Source organism: Streptomyces sp. NPDC054841 (assembly GCF_053611045.1).
In genome coordinates this window covers 1-1884 of sequence record NZ_JBSGZO010000840.1, presented here as the reverse complement: position 1 = coordinate 1884, position 1884 = coordinate 1, and the positions used below count along the sequence as shown (strand labels likewise).

The 1884-nt window shown below is 67.6% G+C and carries 4 protein-coding genes; all 4 read right to left on the bottom strand.

Going from position 1 to position 1884, the window contains the following annotated elements:
• Positions 1–100 precede the first annotated feature (100 nt).
• Positions 101–436 carry an RNA polymerase-binding protein RbpA gene (locus tag ACWGI8_RS43760; protein WP_453669133.1) on the bottom strand — a complete coding sequence of 112 codons (336 nt, stop codon included), beginning with the start codon at positions 434–436 and terminating at the stop codon, positions 101–103.
• Between the two features lie 110 nt (positions 437–546).
• Complete coding sequence (gene secG, locus ACWGI8_RS43755) at positions 547–777, bottom strand: preprotein translocase subunit SecG (protein WP_453669132.1); 231 nt, start codon at positions 775–777, stop codon at positions 547–549.
• Between the two features lie 138 nt (positions 778–915).
• Entirely contained in the window at positions 916–1692 is a 777-nt protein-coding gene (tpiA, locus tag ACWGI8_RS43750) for a triose-phosphate isomerase (RefSeq protein ID WP_453669130.1), read from the bottom strand.
• A gap of 6 nt (positions 1693–1698) precedes the next feature.
• Positions 1699–1884: phosphoglycerate kinase (pgk, locus tag ACWGI8_RS43745; protein WP_453669129.1), on the bottom strand; the 186-nt coding region annotated here is incomplete at its 5' end.

Below are 1884 nucleotides of genomic sequence, written 5' to 3'. Positions count from 1 at the left end.
GTAGAGGACACCACCGACATCGCATCGGGCCCGGCCCACGCGGGAATCGGGCGATTCCTGCGTGGGCCGGGCCCGTTGTCGGCTACTGAGCGTCAGCCGCTCAGATCTCGCCCCGGAGCTTGGCGAGCGCCTCGGCGAGGATCGCCTCCCCGTCCGCGTCGCTGCGCCGCTCGCGTACGTACGCCAGATGCGTCTTGTACGGCTCGGTGCGCGGCGGGTCCGGCGGATTCTCCCGGTCCTGACCGGCCGGGAACCCGCACCGCGGGCAGTCCCAGTGCTCCGGAACCTGTGCGTCACTGGCGAAGCTCGGCTGCGTCTCGTGCCCGTTCGAGCACCAGAAGGAGATGCGGAGACGCGGTGCGGACTCGCCCCGCTCGGCCTCCCCCATCGGCCCCGCTCCGACCCGGCTTCCCCGGATCGCGTTGCCACTTGCCACGGTCGTAACTCCCTGCGTGATGGTGCTCGAAGATGCCCCAGTCTACGTAAGGCCCAACGCGCGTCCAGTGATTGGAGTTACACCCCCACCCCTGGGACGCCTTCGGTGGGTCAGCTTCCCAGCTTCATCAGCAGACCAAGTACGACAATGCACGCGAACCACAGCAGACCGATCACGATGGTGATGCGGTCGAGGTTGCGCTCGGCGACCGAGGAGCCGCCGACGGACGACTGCATGCCGCCACCGAACATGTCGGAGAGGCCGCCGCCCTTCCCCTTGTGCATCAGCACCAGCATCATCAGCAGCAGGCTGAAGACGATCAGGGCGATCGAAAACCCCATAATCACGGCTGGACCAACTTCCTCGGACGGGATGAGACTGAACAGCTGATCAAACTGAACAGCTGCTCAAGGAGACGGGGGCCGGGCCCGAAAGCCTCGGCCCCCGCAAGGGTACGACGGATCGCCTCTACGGCCTACTCACTGGTCGCGGAACCGGACGATCTTGACGAACTCGTCCGAGTCCAGCGCGGCCCCACCGACCAGCGCGCCGTCCACATCGGGCTGCGCCATGATCGCCGCGACGTTCCCGGCCTTCACCGAGCCGCCGTACTGGATCCGGACCTTGTCGGCCAGTTCCTGCGAGTACAGCTCGGCGAGCCGGCCGCGGATCGCCCCGCAGACCTCCTGGGCGTCCTCGGGGGTGGCGACCTCGCCTGTGCCGATGGCCCAGACCGGCTCGTACGCGATCACGATGGACTCAGCCTGGTCGGCCGGGATGTCCTTCAGCCCGCCGTCGATCTGGTTCAGCGTGTACGGGACCTGCTGGCCGGCCTTGCGGACGTCCAGGCCCTCGCCGACGCAGAGGATCGGGGTCAGGCCGTGCTTGAAGGCGGCCTTCACCTTGGCGTTGCACAGCTCGTCGGACTCGGCGTGGTACTGGCGTCGCTCGGAGTGACCGACCGCGACGTAGGTGCACTTCAGCTTGGCGAGCATGGGGCCCGAGATCTCACCGGTGTACGCACCGGAGTCGTGCGCCGAGATGTCCTGGGCGCCGTACTTGATCTTGAGCTTGTCCCCGTCCACCAGGGTCTGCACGGAGCGCAGGTCGGTGAACGGAGGCAGGACGGCGACCTCGACGGCGTCGTAGTCCTTGCCCGTCAGGGCGAACGCGAGCTTCTGGACGTGGGCGATGGCCTCGAGGTGGTTGAGGTTCATCTTCCAGTTGCCCGCCATGAGCGGGGTACGCGTACTCATGAAAAGTCAGTCCTCCAGTGCGGCGAGGCCGGGAAGCGTCTTGCCCTCGAGGTACTCGAGGCTCGCGCCGCCGCCGGTCGAAATGTGGCCGAATGCGTTCTCGTCGAAACCGAGCGTGCGCACGGCCGCGGCGGAGTCGCCGCCGCCGACCACGGTGAACGCGCTGCTGTCGACGAGGGCCTGCGCGATGGC